The sequence below is a fragment of the Kitasatospora sp. NPDC048365 genome, assembly GCF_043200835.1.
Classification (GTDB): Bacteria; Actinomycetota; Actinomycetes; order Streptomycetales; family Streptomycetaceae; genus Kitasatospora; species Kitasatospora terrestris.
The window spans coordinates 1-19795 of the sequence record NZ_JBICYJ010000067.1 but is presented as its reverse complement, the minus strand read 5'-3'; the positions used below and the strand labels follow the sequence as shown (position 1 = coordinate 19795).

Below are 19795 nucleotides of genomic sequence, written 5' to 3'. Positions count from 1 at the left end.
GACACCTCGACTGCGAGGACTGCCACGCCGGACCGGACCGCGAGAACATCCGGATGACCGCGGTCGAGCGCGACCTGAGCCTCATCGAGATCGGGCACAGCCCCCAGTGCCCCACCTACACGATCGAGCGGATCCTGCGGGAGGCCAGTGCGGAGAGGGTCAATGAGCAGGACGCGTAGGCCAAGGAAGCCTTCCATGCCGCGGTGGAGCATTCGACTTCGAATACGGTGACCGGGGCGGTGTTGGAGGTGCGCGCGGTGCATCAGCCCCCCGAACGGTTCATGGCGGGCCGCCTGGCAGCGGGGTCGGGCCGGTTACCCGTGTCCGGGCCTGGGCGTTGTGCGGGTGTGAGCACTGATACCAACACCGTTGCCGGTCCCGATGCCGATCCCAGGGCGTTGCCGGTCGATTCCTTCACCGCTTCCGACGCGGCCCGGATCCAGTACGGCGTGGCTCTCCAACGGGCGGTCTCGAAGGCCTAGGATGCGGCGGTGATCCTGGCCTTGGACGTCGCGGTCGCCGGGGACTACGTCGATACGGTCCGCTCGATCATGCGGGACGCCGAGTTGTTCCTGTACGGCGCGGCGGTCACTGCCGAGCGCGCGCGAGGCACCAGCTGGGAGCGCATCGGAGCGGCGCTGCGCCTGACCGCCTAGGGAGCCGAGAAGCAATGGTCCGGGTATGTCGAACGGCAGATGAAGGCAACGAAGGCCAGCAGCGTTCACGTGCGTGAGCCGGGCATGTGGGCTGCCCGCCTGGACGAGTTCGTGATGACGGGTCAGGTTTCCTGGCCGCCGACACCACGAAACCGTTCAGCCCGGTCCTGGACGCTGCGGCCCGGTGACCGGCCGGGACGTCGTGGCCAGCGACCACGCCTTCTCCGGCAGCGCGGCCTGCGCCCGTTGTACTTCCTGACCGGCTCACCGTTCCTCACCGGCGTCAGCTCGCGCCGATGACCACTGCCACCCTGGTGGCGGCCGCCGTCAGGCGCTGCCCCGGTTCTGCTTGTTGTGGCACCTTGATGCGCGCAGCGCGCTCGCCGGCGACGCGAAGACCGATTCGCACCGGCTCTCCCACAGCGTGCAGCACGCCTTGGTTGTGGCCATCGACCACCTGCAGGCCCTGTCACGCTCGTGAGCGGCACCGAGCCCCGGCGTAGCTGCCTCTGAGCCCAATCCCGCAGGCCGCCCCGCAGGCTTATTCTGCGGAGGGCGCCTTACCGGGGAGGTCGAGGGCGAAGATGCCGGTGAACCTGGCTGCCAGGTCGCGGGCTTCCAGGACGACCTGGAGGACGGGGGTCTTGGGCGTGCCAGCGGCCAGCTCTGCCTCGCACTTGATCCGCAGGACCGGCCACAGCAGCTGCGCGAGCCCGATCTTGTCCTCGCGCACCTGGAGCCGCTGGAGAGGAACCTTGATGTCGTGGTGCGCGGTTCGGGCCACTTGGAGTTCCTGGCGCAGCCGTGTCTCCCAGTCGGGTGCGTCGGCCCAGGACCGTTCAGACCGCTGGGCGAGGGTGGTGATAGCTGGGACCAGTTCGTCGTCGGTGAAGTTGGCCAGTTCGTAGGTGTCGGCGCCCCACACCCGGATGTTGACCATCAGGTCGAGGACGTCCTGGCCGATGGCAGCGTCCTGGTACTCGACTTCTTCCCGGATGCACTGTTGCAGGGCCTTGCGCATCTTGTCGCGCTTCTCCTGGCTGGCGAAGAGATTCTCCTCGTCCATGGCGATCAGCAATGCAGTCGGTGAGGCATCGAGCAGCCGGCCCTTGTCGATCTCCCGGCCGATGCGTGGCGCGATGCTATAGCGGGCGATCAGATGCGGGTTCACCTTCGAGCCCTTGGTGGCCTGCACCCGTACATCCTGGGGGAGGCGCAGGCCGAGCTCACTCACCAGCCGGGGCACGTGGTAGAGCCCGGTCTCTCCCTCGACCAGGAGAAGGACTTTCGGGTAGGGCGACAAGCCGAGCTCGGCAAGCGCCCGCCCCAATGTCTTGGCGTCCTTGTGGCGGGGTGTCAGCCGGTCGTGCTGGGCACTCCACCACGTCGCGCCCGTCAGATCCGGCAGCGGATCAAGTTGTTCCTCGGCGGCGAGGTCTTCGTGGGTGCGCAGGAGGATCTCGGCGGCGGCCCGCCGCCACATGTTCTCCAATGAACGCCCGCGCAGCTTGGACCATCCCTGCCTGTAACCGGCATGACGGATCAACGGCAGCCACTGCTGCAGTGGATCGTCATGGGCGTGCGCGAGCAGGATGTCCGCAGTCGCGGCGAGGTCCCTGGGATCGAAGCCCGCCCGGATGAGCAGGTCCCTTGTGCTTGCTGCAGCCAGGTACCGTCGAAGGCCGGTCTCGCTATCGCCCGGAAGCAAGCTCAGCTGCCCGAGCACGCCGGGGAGGTAGCGGGTCGAGAGCGCACACAACGCCAGGATCAGGCGCCGGTCATCGGCGAGGGCACGGCCGTCGGGTTGGACGAATCCGTGCCGACTGAATTCGTAGCGGTTCACGGCTCGGCGAAGCAGGAGCAGCTGCCAGGAGGAGAAGACGAAGCCGTTCCACCAGGGCCGGCCCTCGTCCGTCGGCTTCGTATAGGGCCAGGCCGCTGAGTAGCCCTCAGCGGCAGTATCGCGGAGCCTTCCCTCGGCTGCGGCGGTCAGTACGCTGCTCCGGACATTTGAGTTGTCGGGGCTCGCGGTCGCCGCGAGGCGACGGCCCTCGACCGGGGTGTCGCTCACTCGGTAGAGCGGAACCAAGAGCCGATGATTATGCAGCCGTTCAAGACCGTCCAGGGACAGCTGGTGGCCCTGCTTCTCAGCGCGCTCGAGGAACTCCGCGGAGGTCAGCAGGTCGTCCTGACTGAAGATATACGGAATGGTTACCAGGGCCAGGGCGCCGTTGCCCGCGTGTGCGGGGCCAGGCTTGGTGGCTTTCGCGGAATCCACCACTTGATTGTCTCGCCGCGCGCACGGGCCCGCTCTCCAGCCGCCGACGGCTGCGCCCTGTCAGTCCCGGGCCCCCGGTGCTTGGCCGCCCCGGGTCGGGCCCCGGTGGCGTGGCCGTCGCCGGGCTGCGCGCGGCTGCGGAACCCCGGCCTGCGGCACGGGCGGGCCTCCTGGGAACGCGACCGGGAGGACGCGGCTGGGCTGTAGGGCGGCCGGCTGCTGGTGGGCGGTCACCCTCCCGCCCGCCGATTTTCCGCGAGTGGTGGGGCATCCTAGCCCCGCCACGGGTGCTGTCCCAGGTGCCCACGGCGCACCCGTTCTCGGGCTGCCTGCCGTGCTCTGTCCCGGCGCCCGCGGCACGCTCCCTCCTGCTGGTCGCGGGCCGCGTGCTGCTGCGCCGTGGCCGCTCTTCGTCAGTCGGGCCCGCGCGGTTCCTGGCCGCCCGTCCGATGCCGTTGTGCTGTCCCGTCTCCGCGCTCCGGGTATCAGCGAAGGGCGCGGCGTCAGCCGGGGGAGATCACCCCGCGGAAGGCCAGCCGTGCCTCCTCGAAGGCACCCAGAACCCGGTCGATCGAGCGGTGTCAGCCGACGCCCACAAGCCCATTACAGAAATGATGGTTCAACAGCCATCTTGCTCGACAGGCTACTTGCCCAAAACGCCTAGCTCACCCGTGCCCATTTTTATGTACCGGGCGCGATAGTGTCACGTTACATTATTGGTCGTTCCTGCTGCGCCCCCTCGGAGGTCCCCGTGTCCGCCGCGTCCGTCCCACCGTCCGATCACCAGGCCCACGCCGGTGCGGCCGATACCCTGGCCGCACCCAAGGCGGCATTGGGCGTACACAAGGCTAGGCCGCTGCTGCCCCAGCTGATTCGGGACGCCGAGCAGGGCATGGTCACCGAGCTGACCCGAGGCGAGGAAGAACGGGCCCTGCTCGTCTCCGCCGCCACGGCCACCGAGGCAGGCGTCCCGACCCACAACGCGCCCGCCTTCGGCATCGCCGACGCCCGCCCGATCCTCGGCGACCTGGTCGCCCAGGCCGCAGCCGGCGCGCCCCAGGTGCTGCTCCGCCACAAGCGGCCGGTGGCTATCCTCATCCCCCCAACGGCAACCGCCGTAGCGACCCCCGACATGGAACCCGCAGCTGCTGCCACCACCCCGCAAGCTCCCGCCACCGCACCCACGCCGCCCTCGGCCACCACACCCGCACCCGCCGCCGATCCCATGCCCGCCGCCGCGCCGCCCCGACGCCGGCTCGCCCCGCTCGGGCAGGTCCTCGACACGCTGCTCCCGACCGCCCCCGAGGGCGCGGACACCGGAGGCGATGCGGGCCGCGTGGCACTGGCCGGGCTGTCGACCGGGATCACCGCTCTCGACACCGCGCTGGGCGGTCTGCAGCCCGGCCGTTTCTACCTGGTCGCCGGCGCCCCTGGCACCGGATCGAGCCTGCTCACCGTCAGCGCCGCCCGGACCGCGGCGCTGACCGAGCACCGCACCGTCCTGTACGCGGCCTCCGGCCTGACCCGAGCCGACATCGCCGCGCGTTTGATCGCCGCCCACACCCCGGTGGACTACCGGCGCCTGCGCGCCGGGGCGCTCGCCGACGCCGAGCGGACGGCTGTCGCTCGCACCGCCGAGCTCCTGCAGGGCGCGCCACTACTCATCGACGACGGCGCCGGCCTGGACGCAGAGGCGATCACCGACACGGCCGCCGATGTTCCCGACTTGGCCCTCGTCGTGGTCGACCGCCTTCAGACGGTCCCAGATCCGCGCCTGCCACTGTCCGGCCCGCACGCCATCGCGGACGCCGTCCAGGCGCTGGCCCATCTGGCCCGCACCCGCCACCTGCCGGTGCTGGCCGCCCTCGACACCGACAACCCCGAGCTGATCGCCACGCTGGCCGCCGACATCACCCTCACCCTCACCCCCGACACCGTCGCCGGCCGGGTCCACCTTGCGATTGCCGAACGCGACCTCGGCCCACTGGCCACCCTCCACCTCACCGCAGACGCGGCCCACGCCCGCCTCACCGACTCCGCGCTCCCCGCCCAGACCCAGCAAGACACCCCCACCCCGGCACCCAACGTGCCCGCCGCGGCCGCTGAAGGCCCCTTGAAGCCCGATGCGCCGCACCCTGGCACCAACCCGCCCGCCCCCGCCGCCCTGCCCGGCGCGGCGGCCATGGACACCCACAGCCCCGCGCACGCACCCGGCCCCGCCCCGGCCGAACAGCCCCCCGCAGCGCCCCGTGCCGCTGCGCCCAAGCCCGCCACCCGCCCCGCCGCGGCTGCGCCCAGGCCTGCGGCCCGCCCGGCGCCGGCTTCGGCGTCCCGCTCGGAGTACGCGGGCACGGGCCGGGACCTCGGCTACTACCTCGACATGATCACCTCGGCAGTCGAGGCGGCCCTGGAGGAGCACGGCGGTGACACCGAGGCCGCCTCCGCTGCGCTGGAGAAGAAGGCGATCCCGAACGGAATGACCCTGTTCGAGGCGACCCGGGTCGGCGCCGCGTACGAGCACACCGTTTATCCGGAGCGCCTGGAATTCCTCAGCAAGAAGACCCGGAACGGGGCGGACGAGGTCTGGGAAGGCCGCCACAAGTGGGAGAACGCCCCGCTGATGGAGGCCGTCCGCCGGGGCGAGCCGGCCGAGGTGGCCGTGGACGTCCTCGACACCAACGCCGCCTACTGCTCGGCCCTCAAGACGCACCTGCCGATCGGCAGCCTGGTTCACCAGCCCGATGGCGGTTTCGACCCGAAGCGTTCCGGCATCTACCTGCTGCCCAAGCGCCCCACCTGGGACCACCCGCACCTGCCCGACCCGATCGGCAACCGCCTCGAGACCGGCCCCGTGCTCCTGGACGGCGCCACCGTCCGCCTCCTGATCCGCTGCCACAAGCTCGGCCTCAGCGAGGCCCCGCACATCACCGAGGCCTGGACCTCCGGTGCCTCCGAAGGACTGCTGGAGAAGTTCCGCCGCGTCCTCACCCAGGCCCGCGAGAACGCCATCACAGGCGGCGACCAGGTGACCGAGAAATACGTCAAGGCCATCTACGCCAAATTCGCCTCCACCATCGGCGAATCCACCTACAACCGCGACATCCGCCGACCCGACTGGATGCACATCATCCGCTCCCAGGCATTCGCCAACCTCTGGTACAAGGCCCACCGCGCCCACGACCACGGCCTCACCGTCGTCCGACTGCGTGGCACCGACGAACTCCACATCACCGGAGAAACCGACTGGCGCACCGTCTTCACCGAAGGCCGCCTCACCACCCAGATGAAACTCAAGGACCAATACACCCTGCCCCCGAGCCGGAAGCGGAGCGCCCAGTAGTGTCCACCGACGGATGGAAGAACTTCGGCCGCTACGGCGCCGACCGCGACCCCGGAAACATCCACGGGAAAATCGCCCTCGGCCGAGCCCTGGAAGACGCCCTGGAACGCCTCATCATCGACGGCGGCATCAAGTCCCCGGCCACCAGCCGCCGTGGCCTGATGGCCCGCCTCCGCTACCTCACCGAGACCAAGGGCGGTCCTCGGGCCCTCGCTGACGCCGGCGTCACCGTCACCCCCGCCACCATCAAGGCCTGGCGCAGTGGCAAGCAGCGCCCGCGGCCGGCCACCCTGGAGGCGATCGACACCGCCTACTGGAACCTGCGTGCCGCCAACGTGCTCGCCAACTCCGGCGCGTTCAAGCAGCACCTCAACCGCGGCGGCCGCGGCACCAAGGTCGAGATCCACCCCATCAACCAGAACGTCGTTGACGAACCCCGGCGCCGCGAGAACCTCCGGGTCCGCACCTTCCAGGTCCGCTACGTCTGGGACGACGCCGTCGACGCCCTCACAGCTGGCGACGCCGACAAACTCGAAGAGATCTGGGACGACATCATCGCCGATATGGACTCCGACTGGGGCGCCTACACCTACGTCTCCCACATCGGCCTCGGCGCCTGAAGCGATCCATGCCTGGCTGCCGTAAGGCCCCGCAGCTCAGCGATGAACATGCTCTCGCCGATGCTGGGCGCGATCCACACGGCGCCTGCGGCCCCGCCCGATTCCGGTAGGACGGGCGGGGCCTCCAGGAGCAGCGGCGGTAGACCGCGGTGGGCGTGCTGACGGTTGTGCTCCGGGTCGCTCGATGGCCTAGTAGGCGTCCCAGCGCCCGGCTACCTGCTGCGGCTGCCCGTAAGGAGCGCGCTTGCATAGGCGGCATGTGCGCGAAGGAGGCTGACGGTCCGGTTCGTCCCGTCCGACAGGAAGGGAATGATGACGAGCGCGGGGAACGCGGCGAGTGTGGCGAGCAGCAGTGCCGGCGCGAGCAGCGCGAGGACCAGCACGCGCTGGAGAGGGGCGATCGCGCGGGAGGGCATGGCGAGCATGGTTCTTGAGGCCTCCTGTCGTACGGGGCGTGATGGCCTCAGACTGTGGTCGGAAGGCATTTGTCCGCACTCAAAAGGGGCCATTGGGCCAGGTCGAGAGCGGACAAATGCCTTATTGGCAGCGGACAAAGGGGGTCGCGGTGCCCGGTAGGGGGCGCAGACATGGGGCTTTGAAGGGGGAGACGGAGCAGGCCAACGATCTTGCCCGGTACCTGCGTCGTCTGACTCGCGGTGTCCCCCAGCGCGAGCTGGAGGAGCGCTTCGGAACCGGCCGGACCGTGTGGGGCGAGTACCTGTCCGGAGCCAAGATCATCCCAGCCGACAAGCTTGAAGCACTCGTCGCCGGGCTGGTCCCCGATGCCAGGGTCAAGGCCGAGCTTGCGCATGCAGCAGGCCTGCTGAGGTCCGCCGAGGAGAGCTTTGGTGGCAGCGCCTCCCGCACCACTCTGCCGCTCCCGCGGCCCGCACCGCCGCAGCAGCTGTACGAGCGCCTTGTTGAGGCCCGGGAGCAGCAGGTTCGCGCTGAGAGGGCCTTCCACAAGTCACATCAGATGGTGCTGATTCTGCTGAACCTGGTTGCAGGCCTCCAGGCGCACTGTGAATCTCTCAAGAAGGACCGCGAGCGCGCCTTGGCTGGGGAGCGGAACGAAATCGTGGCCCAAGTGCAGATTTTGCTTGCAGTGGCCGAAGAGGAACTGTCGGAAGCCAACGTTGACCTGGGGCGTGCCCGCAAGGCACGACGGATCGCCGAGATGAACAAGGTCACTGCGCAGCGGGTGTTTGAGAACTGCCGTCGTGCCGTGGATGAGCTGAGCGAGACTTCTCTTCACCCGTCGTACGCCGCTGTCCGCGGTCGCATCACGGAGCAACTGGACAAGCAGGACGAAGAGCTCGCGGATCTCGCGGAGCTCGCCGACCTGTCTGGTCGAGCGCCAGCACCGTCAGCGGAGGTGGTCAGCGCCACCGTAATGGGCGTTGCCGGCCTCGCGCCCCAGCCGCAGGCGCGTATCCCAGGTGGGTTCCCGGGCCTGTTCCGAAGGCGGCGCTCCTCCCGCCGTAACCGCGAGGACCAAGTAGTCGAAGAGCTGGTCGAAGAGCTGAAGCGTGCCCGGGAGGAGCAGCGAGCGTTCGGGGCCGACGTCAGCCAACTTCGGCATCCAATAGCGGCCCTGCTCCTCCGCGTGGAGCTGCTCAGCCGCGAACTGCAAGACAGCTACGACGAAGAAGTCGGCATCATCCGCACAGAGGGACATCGCCTGGCATCGGCGATGGATGGCCTGATGGGCCTGGGGCTGGCTAGGCAAGACAGCTTCCTGGCTGAGCGGATCGACGTGACCCGGCATGTTCGCGAGAGAGTGGCTGCCTGGCTACCCACAGCCCACCTGCGGAGTATTGCTTTGCGCTGCGAGGGGCTGCCGTCGGCATACGGATGGGCGGATCCGATCGGCTTCGTCAGCGCACTCGACGCGGTCCTTGACAACGCCTTCAAGTTCAACCAGGCAGGCGATGAAGTGATCGTCACGATCACGACCGGCAACGACCATGTCACGGTTCGCCTGGCCGACACCGGGGCCGGTCTGACCGAGGAGGAATTGCTCCGGGTTGGCGACCGCTTCTGGCGCAGCCCGCGCCACCATGCCCTGGAGGGAGCGGGGACTGGCCTGGCCACTGCTCGGGTGTTGCTCCAGGCGACTGGTAGCTCCTTAGACTTCGCCCTCAACCACCCCAGCGGGCTCGTCGTCACCATTTCCATCCCCCACCCGCCGTGGGAGGGCAGAAGCTTGATCCGGGTCTGAGCTGGTCCCGTTCGCGAATTGATCTGGGCCATTTGACCGCTTTGTCACATCGTGGCGGGTGGCGAGATGTTGGTCCATGGAACGGGGAGTCCGTGCGAGCGGGGAGCCGAGCCGGACACACGCCAGCGGCCTGCCCGCCCTCGGGGGCCTGGGAATCACAGCGCGGGCGGTGAGCTGGCAGGCGGGGCAGATGAGGCAGGCCGAGCACGCGGCGACCTCTGCCTCCCGGACAGGGACTTGGTCTGGCGTTCGAAAGCCAGAGCCGGCCGCTCCGGCTCTCCGGGAGCCAAGGGCGGTGCGCGCCGCGGGCAATGGGTTGCGGCACGCACCGCCGAACAGATCCTCCCACCGCGCCCGCCATCCCCCTTGCGCCCTGCTCCATGCGCCGACCGCTGCCGGATCCATGCCCACCCTGGCCGCGTGCTGGGCTTGGCATCATGCCCGGCACGCATGCCTGCCCGAAAATGAACTGTGGGCACGGTCATTCAGAAAGCCGGTGCAGGACTGTGCTGCACCGGGCCTCCGATTCCCACCCGGGACTGGGAGAGCCCCGGTAAGGTCCGGTGACCGCACCACAATCGACTCGATCTGACAGGGGACCAGTGACGACTCAGCCCGGTGAACGACGCGGCCAAGTGCTGCGCCCGCTGCTCATCACGGTGGCCGGGCTGGCGGTCTCGGCGGCCGTGTTCTTCCTGCTCTGGAAGGGCCCGTGGTGGCTGGACGGAATTCAGCCTGGCGTACTGGGCAAGGACGACGGCCCTCGTGCCACCGTGGTGTCGGGGCTCCGTACGGCCATCGTTGCGCTGTTTGTCGCGATGGCCGGGATCGGCGGTCTGATCTTTACGGCGCGCACCCTGCGCGTCACTCAGGCGACGCTCGCCCACACCCAAGCCAAAGACCGCGCTCAGGAGGAGCTGACCAGGGAAGGGCAGGTCACCGACCGCTACGTGAAGGCAGTCGGTCTGCTGACCGATGACACCGCGACGGCAAGGTTGGCCGGCGTCTACGCACTCCAGCGGATCATGCGAGACTCCGAGAAGGACCACGACACCATCGTCCAACTCCTTGCCGGCTTTATCCGGGGGCACTCCCCCTTGCACGGCCCCGGTGCACCTCGAGAGTCGATTCCGAGCGACGTACAGGCCGCCCTGACCGTGCTTGCGACCCGTCCCACCCGGCCGGAGGCCGACCGGATCGACCTAAGCCGAACCGACCTCGGCGGCGCCGAACTGGCGACAGCCAGGCTGGACGGCGCGACCTTCGTCGGCAGTCGCCTCGACAAGGCGTCGTTGACCGGAGCCCATTTTCAAGGCGCAAACTTCTGGCAGGCGTCAATGCGACAGATCGTCGCCGACGGCGCCGACTTTTCCCGTGCACAGCTACTCGAAGCCGACCTCGGCATCGCGGATCTGACTTCTGCGAACCTGACCGAGGCCATCCTGCGCCAGGCAGACCTGCGCTCCTCGCACCTGCGCAACGCCAACCTGGCCGGCGCCGATCTCACTGAGGCACAGCTGATGGACCCGGACGGCACCAAGATCGCTATCGCTGATGGGCCGGCCCAGTTTCTGACAGCACGAGTGACGGGCGGAACCTTGCTCCACCGGAGCTTCACCTCCGACCCCGCGCTGGCAAAGCACATCGAGCAGTGCGACAAGGAGTTCCTCGGCGGCTGAACCACGGGCCCGTCTTGCGGCGTCGGACCGTGACTGGTCTGGTCCGACGCCGGCCCCCCGCTGGTCAACTTCGTTTCGACGGCGGACTGCTCGACACGGCACAGGGCGACCGGCTGCGCCCGGTCGATGTCGAGCTGAAGGGCGCGGCGTGGTGCGACCGGGAGCAGTGGCGTGCGCGTCTGGTCCCGCGCCTGACCCGGCGTATCGAGGCCTGCGTCCGGGCAGCCGGTTCCGGCACGACCACCTACCTGCAGGACGGCCGGTGGCCGGAGAATGAGGGCTGACGGCGGGGCCCACACCGATGGCCGCATCCACCTCAGCCAGCCGCGCAGAGTACGGGCCACAGAGCGCCTTGACGGGCAGTCACCGCTTTTGACCACACCGGCCGCCGGTCCAGTCAGGATGAACCAGTGACCATTCCCGAGCCTGACCCCGGCTACGGTCCCGCGAACCTCGCCACCGACGCCACGCTGGCGGCGCTCGCCCTGCTGCGCACCCGGGCGGGCGCCGCCGATACGGGAACCGCGATCGGTGCGCAGTTCGAGCTGGTGGACTCCTGGACCGACCGGTTCGGCGAGGGCGGCTTGCGGGTGCTGCTCGCGGCGGTCGTCGAACAGGCGCAGTTGCTCGTGGGGGATCCCGAAGGGGCGGATGCGCGGTTGGCCGCCGCGGAGATGGCGGTGCTCGCCGTCGGACTGACGGGCGATGGCCCGGATCTCTAGCCGGACTTCGCCGGCTCCGTGTCGGGGTGTTGCCCGGTGGGCGAAGCCGTGGAGACTGGCGATCATGACTTCTGACCGGCGCCCGCTGTGGCAGCCCTTTTCCGAGTCCGCGGCCGACCTGCCCTTGAGCGAGGAGCGCGGGCTGCCGCCGGTGGAGCGCTCGCCGTTCCGGGAGCCGGCGGCCCCGCAGGTTGTCGTTCCCCAGCAGGCCACCAGGGAGCGCGGACCGGTCGGGGCCTGACCGGAGCGCTGCCCGCCGCAAGGCCAGCGCCTCGTGCGCGATCCTGTCCTGCGCGTGCGGCGGCCACCCGGCCGCACGCTTGTCCGGGCCGCCGGATACGCTCCCGATCATGGAGACGGGAAACGACGCGCGACGAAACAAGGGTGGCGCCGGAATCGACGCGCGAGGAATTGAGGAGTAGTCACCGGAGTCCGGCTGCGCGGAGTGCGGCGCCGAGCTGCGTGTCGCAGGTCTGGGCCGCCGCCGTGTCGAGGGCCAGCAGGACGCCGTCGCCGAGGCCCTAGTTTCATCGCGCGTCGAAATCCCCACCGTCGGCGAGGTCGCCCACCGAGAGCTTTTAGAGCTCGCCGCCGCCGTGCAGCGCGCCACCGCCCGCTTCCTGGAGAGCCTGGAGCGAGCCCGCCGCGGCGAGGGCGACGACCTGCGCTGCAACCAGGCCCTCGCTCACCTGGAGGCGGGCCTCGCCGGCGCGACCGGGCGCATCGTCCGCAAGACCCACGTGCTGCCTACGAGATGACCGCCGCCCACCTGGCCGCCGACCGCGGGGCGGGCGAGAACATCGCGACCGCCGGCCAGGCCCCGACCGGCGGTCCGGTCCTCGACCCGGGCGAATCGTCGCGCGTCGAAACAGCCCTCGGTCTCGACGGCCCGGCACGGCACTTCAATACGTCGTGCGTCGAAACGCTGTCGGGTCCCGGAGTGGCCGCCCCGGCGCCCGCCCGGACGGCGCCGCTCCTCGATTCGTCGCGCGTCGAAACAAGCCGTCCCGACCCCGGCCCTGTGCCCGCACCGCGCCCCGGCACCGGCGAACCCCGCAACCAGCCGAGCGCTGCGCCCGCTCCCGCAGCCGACCTCTCCCCGATGCCCACACAGCAGCCGGCGCCGACGGATGCGCAGACCGCTCCAGCCACGGCGGATCCCGTGCAGCTGCGCCTGGCGCTCGCCGACGACCTCACCGCCACCTCGCCGGCCGCCCGCAGGCCTCGGCGCTCCCACCGACACCTGGGTCATCCAGAACAGCGACCTGCTCGTGGAGGGCTGGGAGAACCAGCCCGGCCTGTACGCGGTACGCCGACCCAACCGCGCACTGCTCGGCTGGGTCGCCCAGGACACCGGCGGCTGGGCCACCTACGTCCAAGGCCGCCAGGTCATCGACGCCACCGACCGCCAGCCCTGGCTCTCCAAGGACGCCCCCCGCGCCGTCTCCCTGCTGCGCGCCGCGCTCGACAAGCTGGCCTGAGCCGGCCCGGCGGCCCGTCCCTTGCGAGGTGTCTTGTCGGACGTCTTGTCGGACACCTTGTAGGGGGCCTATTCAGGTGTCTTGTGGGTACCTGACGATTCACCGTGGCGCGATATCGTCACAGGTCAGAGCACATGTGGAGTGGCCCGGAAATTCCGACAACCCCTTCTTCTCCTTCGGTCTTGGTGGGTGTGGTCGGTCGGTTCGGTTCGGGGGTTCGCGCCTGCGGCGGGCTGTTGGTCTTTTCGCGTCCGGCGGAGCCGTCCGCGGCCTGTGGGCCAGCCGACGGTCCGTTCACCAGCCGCTCCGGGCTCTACCTAGGTACCACCGCAGGTGCTCGCGCAGATACCACCGCAGGTACCCCGCACCCTTTGGCGGCTGCCGGGCGTTTGCCCAGCTCAGAGCCAGTTTCCAGGCCGCCGGAAAATCGGACAACCCCCCCCTGTGTCTGTCCCTCTGCCCTGGTTGCTGGGTTGGGTGGGGTGCGGTTGTGGGTGACGGTCCGGACGGCGCGGGTTCCACCCTGCGGGGCTGTTGGTCCTGATGGCATCCGGCGAAGGCCTACCGCCCCGGCCCGGGCCACGCGGCCGCGACCCGGCCCGGCCGTCCTCGTTGAACCGCCCGTGAACCCCTCCTCGCACCGACGCGCCCTCGGCCCCGGCGCCGCCCGCGCCCTCAGCCCCCAGCAGGCCGCCCTGGACACGGCCCGCCGCCGTCCCGGACCCACCGGCCCGCCCGCACCCGTCACAGCCCGCCGAGCAGGCCGCCGCGCTGCGCCACGTCCGCACCCCGGCCGCCGTCCTAGAGAGCGCACTCCACCTCGCCCAGGCCCTCCTCGAACAACCCCACGCCGACCCGCTGCTCCTCGAGGCCGCCGAGGGCCTGACCGCCGTCATCCCCCAGTACCTCCCCGCCCGGCCGTCGGCACCGGCCCCACCGCCCGCCCGGCTGCGCACCGCTCCGTCGCCGACGATCGTCGGGACCGGCCAGATGACCGCGTGAAGTCCGGCGTGTCGAAGGCCGGTGCCGGGCACTGTCCGCCCGGTGCCGCCGCCCGAGACCGCCTGGCCGGGGCCGGTGAGTTTCGCCTCTCAGCCGGTTGTCCCGGCCCTGGACAGTCCCGTCGGCACGCTTCCGACGCCGCTTCCGATCCCGCTTCCGGTCACCCGGCACCTTGATGCCCTATCAACGCAGGTCAGACCCATAATCCGGGCCGCCAGGAAACGCCGACAACCCCCCTGTCGCCTAGCGCGGCTCCCTCGGGGTGTCGCTCCGGGCCGCACCTGCCCTTCGCCCAACCCCCGGGCTTTCCCCCGACCCCCAGGGGAGACGCCCGGAGCTCACGCCGCGGCCGGGCAGCCAGGCGCTGCGATGGGTGCGGGCGGGCCGAGGGCCGGGGGCGGCGAAGCAGCGGGGCCGGCTACTGCGGACCGGCGGCGGGCCAAGGCGGCCGTGATCGACTGTCGATGCTGCGAGATATGCAGAGCAGCCGACAGCCGTACCGCAGCCGACACGTGGGGGAGCGCCGTGAGCAGCCACCAGACCGCCCCGGCCACGCCCAACGACCCGACCAGCACCCGCCCCGCCGCCGCGCCCCGCACACGCGTCCGCAAGGCATCCAAGGCCAACCCCGGCGGCTCCAGCAACGACCTGCGCGCCCTCGCCGTGGTCAAGATCGCCACCGCCCACCAGCTCTGGCGACTGCTGCGCCCCCACGCCCTGGAGAACAAGTTCGCCCGCGCCGCGCTGAACGACCTGGACAAGAAGCGGATCGCGGTCAAGCATGGCACCGGCAAGGACGGCCGGGACATCTGGGCATGACCACCGCTGGCCGCGACGCTGCCTGCGCGCTGTTCCCCGACGGCCGCGACATGGGCGGCATCGCCCGCAAGGCCGGCACCAGCTTCGCCGCCGGCCACGCCTTGGCCGTCACCGAGACCATCATCAGCTTTGTGGTCGGCGGCACCGGCCCGAATGTCGACCCCAAGGGCATCCACGGCGACCGCACCGCCCCCGGCGTCGGGCCCGGCTTCGGCTGCATCGAGCAGTGGGCCACCGAGATCGAACACCTCACCCCGCATAAGCCCAAGGTCCGCGCCGACGCCGTCCTGCGCGCCCCCGACCACGGAATCCCCGTGCTCCTGGCGGAAGCCGACCTCGACAATGAGTCCAACCCGATCGTCGCCAAGAATCTCGACGACTACCGCGCCTTCTTCGACCACTGCCACCCACTGCCCAACCCTCACCCGCGCGGCACCATCGGCCACCTGGAGTGGAAGAAGACCGAGCCGCACTGGCGCCGCACCTACCCCGCCACCGGCCGCCCCGGCTACCCGCCCATCGCCATCGTCCTCGGCCACCTCGGCGAGCGAGCCATGCGCCAGAGCGTGGAAGCCCTCACCCACATGACCCGCCACCACTGGCAAGGCCGGCACCTCGGCGACGGCCACTACGACCGCAGCTGTGATCTCTAAGCGGTGGTGCAGTTCTTCTGAGTGCAGTCGCAGGCCCGGGGTCCAGAGGTCGTTGAGCTGCGAGGATCTGGGCAGTGGGTGCTCTTGAGCTGATGGCGGTGGCAGTTTGGCCTTCTGAGTCGATATGCATGACTGCAGGTCACAAGCGTGTGTGTCGTGCAGGATGGCTTAGATCGCCTAGCAGCGGCCCTGGCAGGGCCGGGTGGCGCTGGTTCTCCTCTCGGTGGTCTGGTGACCATCACCCCGATGATGGGAGGCAGTGCCATCGGAGAGAGTCGCCTGGTCTTCGCGCGCGGCGCAGTTGGGTCGGTTCTTCTGAACGCCCGCTGGCTGCCCGACCTCGGTCGGCAGCCGGTCCGTCAGAGCCCAGCAGTCGAGCCGTCGATCAGCTGACATTGCATCCGCCTGGGGCCCGGCAGGGTAGGACGGCGCCGCGGATGCGAGACGGACGAACGCCGGGCTTGTGCGCTCGTGCCTCAGTCGTGGAGGTGCCTGCCGGCCGTGCTTCCGGGCTTCTGGAAAAGATCTTGGTCGAAATGTGGCGCGATCACGGGGTCGGTGGCGTTCTACCCCTGAGAGCACGCCCGCCGTGCTGCCTCCGGTGCCCTTCGGCCGGAGGGCACCCCTGTCCGTCCCCACCCAGTAGGGAGCCAGGGGCTTCACCAAGAAGGAGGGGGAGGGCTGTGACCGATGCCCTTTCTCCGTGCCTCGCCGGAACCGATGAACCCGACGAGGCCGCATATGTCCGATTCGTCGAGACGACGAAGACGTCGCTGTTCGCCTACGCGGTGGGCCTGACCGGCAGCCGGCACCTCGCCGACGACATCCTCCAGGATGCCTTCGTCGAGGTGTTCAAACGCTGGCCGGATCTCCGCCGTGACCACGCGGACAGCAACGGGCTCATCTCCCGTTCGTACGTCTTCACGATCATTCTCAACAAGTACCGGGACCACCTCCGGCGCGTGATGCGCGATGACACCCGCATGGACACGTGGGTGTCGCAGACATTGCCGCTGGCCATCGAGGTGATCCCCGAAGAAGAGTGCATCTTCGACCAGACGGCCCGAGAACTGTGGGCCGCCGTGGGAGAACTCGACCCGACCCAGCAAGACCTGATCTTCCGGGTCTACGTGGAGGGGAAATCCCTCACGAAAGCCGCCCAGGAAATCGGGATGACAACAACCACCGCCCGGCGCCGCCACACGGAGGCACTCGCGCGGCTTCGCTCGCTCATCGGCGGCGAAGAGTAGTTCACCACATCGAAGAGGGCTGGAAATGGACGTTGAGAAACGCCTGCTTCTGGCTGCCGAGCCCATAAAGCGGGCCGCCGAGGGATTCGACGGCGCTGACTTCAGCAAGCGACTCTACGCGAAGCTGGGGATCACGCCGCACGACGACCAGGCGGCCCAGGGGGCGGACGCCGACCAACGCAACACGGTCGGCCTCCGCCCCAAGGGGTACGGGGACCAGGGGTAATCACGAGGATGCCTACCTGGCGGTGAAGTAGACCGAGGCACACAAGACGGCGGGAAGCTACGGAAGCCCCACGGCCAGGGGCCTAGCCGACAACGAGGAAGGTGATCGCCGGATGGAATCCGGCGAGCAGAAACCACTGGGGTAGCTGCTCAGCGATGAAACTGAAGCGCGAAGTCAGCGCTTGGGATGTTCATGTTCGACATCCCTTGTCGGGAATGGAAGTGACCCTTCGACAGAAAGAAAGGACTGATCGATATGACCCGAGACATGACCGTCGTCGAGCCGGCGCGGTCCGCCCTCGGGACGACGGCCTAGCGGCTGTCTCCTTCCGGCTGTGACCGGAAGGAGGATGCTGCTCATCCCGCGCCATCCCAGATGGGGGATTGGGATGGCGGGGGAGTAACAGGGGGGCAGTAAAAGGGGCTCCCGTGCCGATCGTCATCGGCACGGGAGCCCCTTCCGCGTGCAGTGGCGCGAGGCATCCACCAGTGGCGTATCAGCTGCGAGCAGTCAGAGCGGGGACACCAAGGTCCACGCCGGGACCCGGCTCACGAAGGAGCGCACCATGGCCACGAGCGAGACCACCAGGACGACCGAGACGACGAAGACCGTCGAGGCGACGACCGAGACGACCAGGACCGTCGAGACGACGACCGGAACGACGGACACGAAGGCCACCAGCGCCTTCCGCACGTGGGTCGACCCGACGACGTTCCGAGGCGCGGTCGTCGCCGGGTTCATCAGCGCCGTGATCTTCGCGGTGGTGGTCGCCCTCATCTGAACGAGGCCAGGACCACCAACGAGCCGCGGCGCCAAGGGCTGCGGCAACCGGCGGGGCGGCGACGTCGTCGAGGCCACACGCCTCCGACCTGGCCGCCCCCTGCCGCAGCCTCGCCGCGGGGCCGCCCGGCCACCGCTCACTGCCCCGCAGCCGGATCGTCTGGGTCAAGCCGACCGCAGGGCATCGAAGGCTCCGGGGACCGAGCGGCCGCCCTGCCGGCCGGTCGTGTTGGTGCGGCGCGCCGGCGCCCTGGGCGCGGGAGCAGTCGCGGGAGCAGTCGTGGTCTTTCCGGCGGGCTGGGCCCTTGGCGGTGCCTGTGGCTGTCTCGATGGTGGGCTGGCGAGCGCACCACCTGGGGTGCCGGGCCTGCTGTTTCGGGCATGTTGGCGTGACCGGCTGCGCCGTGGCTTCAGGTGGTGTCAGCTTGCCGTGCCGATTGCCGGGGCCGGGTTGTGGAGGGCCGTGAACGGATCGGTCCGGCGTCCCGGGCCTTCCATTGCCTGCCCGGGGCGCCGCAGGCCAGCGGAGGACGTGACAGTTGCATCGGCGGCCTGCAGTAGATCGACGAGTAGGAACCGCGGACGGGACAGCGCCTGTCCGCGCGAACGCTGCCCACGGCTGCCGGCAGCTGCCCGGCGGGCGAGGCGCGTCAGCCGGCGGCCTTCAGCGCGGCGGTCTGCAGCACCGCCTCGTCGGTGCAGAACGCCTCGCCGGGCAAGGTCAGCTCCCAGCCATCGGCCGGGGCGTTCAGCTGCCGGGCCTGCTCCGTCAAACCCGACAGGGCCTGGGGCAGCCGGTTCAGCTTGCTCAGGATCTGGGTGCCGCACCGCTGCCCGGCCTTTGACCTCGCCAGGAGATCGGCCATCTCGCTGTCGGGGACCACGAGATGGCAGTAGGGCACGGCCGCGCTCAACGCGTCGATGTCATGCATCGCGTTGACGGTCCACGGCTTGGCGCTGCGAAACAGCTCCACCTTCAGATCGGCGGCGATCCGCAGGGACGGGACACGGTCGGCGAAGGCCACCATGGCGGCCCGGCCGGACCTCGGCCTGTCCTCGGTGTAGCCGATCTCCCGATGGAGGTCGATGCGGTACTCACACAGAAGCCCATCAAACAACTCAAGGTGCTCGTGCGCCATTTCACGGCCCAACGCCCACACCCGCAGCTCCTGCCGACTGATGGGGGCCGCGGCCAGGCGGTCGCGGAGCGCTTCCTCCCACGCGATCCTGCTCCGGGTCGCCTCCTCGGTCGTCTCGGGTCGGTAGCCGTGACGGCGCAGGTCCTCGATCTCCTCGTCCCGCGGGCCGGCCAGCAGGCGGAACTCGGTGAACTGGTTCGCCAGACGCAGGAGCCTTTCGCCACCCGGAATCGATGAAGGATCGACGATCCGGCCATCGCTGTCGCGCAGGCCCAAGCCGCCCTGCACGCCGGTGAAGGCCCAGCCGGCTCCGCAGCCGACGACCTGAGGCAGAGCCGGACGGAAGGCAGGCCTGCCGAAACTCTCGTGCATAGCCACCAGAAACTGATGGCGCAGCAGGTCCCGGCCGCCACGCAGGGTGCGCCCCCGGGAAACCTCCATCATGATCCGCGCTACGTCGTGCCGTTGACGAGGGTCGTTGATCCTGAAGATCTCGATGTAGTGCGTGGAACACAGAGGGAACACCACGCCGGCCGCACTGGCCTGCCGCACCGCTGCCAGGGCCTGCTCGTCGACCGGCTCCCGGGCCCTGCCCTGCGCGGCGTTCGCCAGACGGATCCAGACCCACAGGTCGAGGTAGGCCGACGGCCTGGCCATATGGAGGCTCGCCGACACGGCGGCAGTCATCCCATGCTCCTGTCTCCGGCACCTGGACCAGCTGTGGAACGACCACAGACACAGGAGAACCGACGTCCATGGCCTCCCCGTGATTGTCCCAGAGACGGCGGACACCCTCACGGAATTGTTTGGAGCCCATCGGCGGAGAACGGTGTGGGGGGGGGGGGGGGGGGGGGGCGGGGCGGGGGGGGGGGGGCCCCCCCCCCCCCCCCCCGCCCCCCCCCCCCCCCCCCCCCCCCCCCCCCCCCCCC

At 69.9% G+C, this 19795-nt stretch carries 18 protein-coding genes; 14 read left to right on the top strand and 4 right to left on the bottom strand.

The window, feature by feature from the left end:
• Window positions 1–53 precede the first annotated feature (53 nt).
• On the top strand, window positions 54–179 hold the full coding sequence (locus ACGFX4_RS38480) for a hypothetical protein (protein WP_393085310.1): 126 nt from the start codon (window positions 54–56) through the stop codon (window positions 177–179).
• A gap of 312 nt (window positions 180–491) precedes the next feature.
• Window positions 492–656 (top strand): hypothetical protein, encoded by a 165-nt coding sequence (locus ACGFX4_RS38475; RefSeq protein WP_393085308.1) that lies wholly within the window; start codon window positions 492–494, stop codon window positions 654–656.
• A gap of 541 nt (window positions 657–1197) precedes the next feature.
• Here the strand turns inward: ACGFX4_RS38475 and ACGFX4_RS38470 are convergent.
• A complete protein-coding gene (locus ACGFX4_RS38470) occupies window positions 1198–2934 on the bottom strand; it encodes a hypothetical protein (RefSeq protein WP_393085306.1) in 1737 nt (578 codons plus the stop codon).
• Window positions 2935–3766: 832 nt separating this feature from the next.
• Here ACGFX4_RS38470 and ACGFX4_RS38465 point away from each other — a divergent pair.
• Window positions 3767–6274 (top strand): DnaB-like helicase C-terminal domain-containing protein, encoded by a 2508-nt coding sequence (locus ACGFX4_RS38465; RefSeq protein WP_393085305.1) that lies wholly within the window; start codon window positions 3767–3769, stop codon window positions 6272–6274.
• Window positions 6274–6894 carry a hypothetical protein gene (locus ACGFX4_RS38460; RefSeq protein WP_393085303.1) on the top strand — a complete coding sequence of 207 codons (621 nt, stop codon included), beginning with the start codon at window positions 6274–6276 and terminating at the stop codon, window positions 6892–6894. Before ACGFX4_RS38465 ends, ACGFX4_RS38460 begins: the two co-directional genes overlap by 1 nt.
• 212 nt (window positions 6895–7106) lie before the next feature.
• Here ACGFX4_RS38460 and ACGFX4_RS38455 read toward each other — a convergent pair whose 3' ends face one another.
• Window positions 7107–7319, bottom strand: coding sequence for a dTMP kinase (locus ACGFX4_RS38455; RefSeq protein WP_393085301.1), 213 nt, complete (start codon window positions 7317–7319; stop codon window positions 7107–7109).
• 170 nt (window positions 7320–7489) lie between these two features.
• Between ACGFX4_RS38455 and ACGFX4_RS38450 the strand changes: the two genes are divergently transcribed.
• The 10 genes from ACGFX4_RS38450 to ACGFX4_RS38405 all read left to right on the top strand — a co-directional run bounded on the left by ACGFX4_RS38450 (window position 7490) and on the right by ACGFX4_RS38405 (window position 16947).
• Window positions 7490–9115: an ATP-binding protein gene (locus tag ACGFX4_RS38450; RefSeq protein ID WP_393085299.1), complete on the top strand. Its 1626-nt coding sequence runs from the start codon at window positions 7490–7492 to the stop codon at window positions 9113–9115.
• Between the two features lie 602 nt (window positions 9116–9717).
• On the top strand, window positions 9718–10794 hold the full coding sequence (locus tag ACGFX4_RS38445) for a pentapeptide repeat-containing protein (protein WP_393085297.1): 1077 nt from the start codon (window positions 9718–9720) through the stop codon (window positions 10792–10794).
• A 410-nt stretch (window positions 10795–11204) separates the two neighbouring features.
• Window positions 11205–11516: a hypothetical protein gene (locus tag ACGFX4_RS38440; RefSeq protein WP_393085295.1), complete on the top strand. Its 312-nt coding sequence runs from the start codon at window positions 11205–11207 to the stop codon at window positions 11514–11516.
• 64 nt (window positions 11517–11580) lie between these two features.
• On the top strand, window positions 11581–11757 hold the full coding sequence (locus ACGFX4_RS38435) for a hypothetical protein (protein ID WP_393085293.1): 177 nt from the start codon (window positions 11581–11583) through the stop codon (window positions 11755–11757).
• A 355-nt stretch (window positions 11758–12112) separates the two neighbouring features.
• The gene (locus tag ACGFX4_RS38430) at window positions 12113–12274 is read left to right on the top strand and encodes a hypothetical protein (RefSeq protein WP_393085291.1); all 162 of its coding nucleotides are present in this window, start codon (window positions 12113–12115) and stop codon (window positions 12272–12274) included.
• Window positions 12275–12646: 372 nt separating this feature from the next.
• On the top strand, window positions 12647–12997 hold the full coding sequence (locus ACGFX4_RS38425; protein WP_393085289.1) for a hypothetical protein: 351 nt from the start codon (window positions 12647–12649) through the stop codon (window positions 12995–12997).
• Between the two features lie 1527 nt (window positions 12998–14524).
• Window positions 14525–14818 (top strand): hypothetical protein, encoded by a 294-nt coding sequence (locus tag ACGFX4_RS38420; protein ID WP_393085287.1) that lies wholly within the window; start codon window positions 14525–14527, stop codon window positions 14816–14818.
• Complete coding sequence (locus ACGFX4_RS38415; RefSeq protein WP_393085285.1) at window positions 14815–15471, top strand: replication-relaxation family protein; 657 nt, start codon at window positions 14815–14817, stop codon at window positions 15469–15471. Before ACGFX4_RS38420 ends, ACGFX4_RS38415 begins: the two co-directional genes overlap by 4 nt.
• Before the next feature lie 683 nt (window positions 15472–16154).
• Window positions 16155–16721, top strand: coding sequence for an RNA polymerase sigma factor (locus ACGFX4_RS38410; RefSeq protein ID WP_393085283.1), 567 nt, complete (start codon window positions 16155–16157; stop codon window positions 16719–16721).
• A 25-nt stretch (window positions 16722–16746) separates the two neighbouring features.
• Entirely contained in the window at window positions 16747–16947 is a 201-nt protein-coding gene (locus ACGFX4_RS38405; RefSeq protein ID WP_393085281.1) for a hypothetical protein, read from the top strand.
• Window positions 16948–17457: 510 nt separating this feature from the next.
• On the opposite strand, the gene ACGFX4_RS38400 is transcribed toward ACGFX4_RS38405, so the two are convergent.
• Both ACGFX4_RS38400 and ACGFX4_RS38395 read right to left on the bottom strand, forming a co-directional pair.
• Window positions 17458–17724 carry a hypothetical protein gene (locus ACGFX4_RS38400; RefSeq protein ID WP_393085279.1) on the bottom strand — a complete coding sequence of 89 codons (267 nt, stop codon included), beginning with the start codon at window positions 17722–17724 and terminating at the stop codon, window positions 17458–17460.
• A gap of 653 nt (window positions 17725–18377) precedes the next feature.
• Window positions 18378–19553, bottom strand: coding sequence for a hypothetical protein (locus ACGFX4_RS38395; RefSeq protein ID WP_393085277.1), 1176 nt, complete (start codon window positions 19551–19553; stop codon window positions 18378–18380).
• Between the last annotated feature and the right edge of the window lie 242 nt (window positions 19554–19795).

Coding starts and splice junctions, on each gene's coding strand:
- ACGFX4_RS38480 (WP_393085310.1), top strand. CDS start 54: ATGACCGCGGTCGAGCGCGACCTGAGCCTCATCGAGATCGGGCACAGC.
- ACGFX4_RS38455 (WP_393085301.1), bottom strand. CDS start 7,319: ATGCTCGCCATGCCCTCCCGCGCGATCGCCCCTCTCCAGCGCGTGCTG.
- ACGFX4_RS38435 (WP_393085293.1), top strand. CDS start 11,581: ATGACTTCTGACCGGCGCCCGCTGTGGCAGCCCTTTTCCGAGTCCGCG.
- ACGFX4_RS38425 (WP_393085289.1), top strand. CDS start 12,647: ATGCGCAGACCGCTCCAGCCACGGCGGATCCCGTGCAGCTGCGCCTGG.
- ACGFX4_RS38415 (WP_393085285.1), top strand. CDS start 14,815: ATGACCACCGCTGGCCGCGACGCTGCCTGCGCGCTGTTCCCCGACGGC.
- ACGFX4_RS38405 (WP_393085281.1), top strand. CDS start 16,747: ATGGACGTTGAGAAACGCCTGCTTCTGGCTGCCGAGCCCATAAAGCGG.
- ACGFX4_RS38400 (WP_393085279.1), bottom strand. CDS start 17,724: ATGAGGGCGACCACCACCGCGAAGATCACGGCGCTGATGAACCCGGCG.
- ACGFX4_RS38395 (WP_393085277.1), bottom strand. CDS start 19,553: ATGACTGCCGCCGTGTCGGCGAGCCTCCATATGGCCAGGCCGTCGGCC.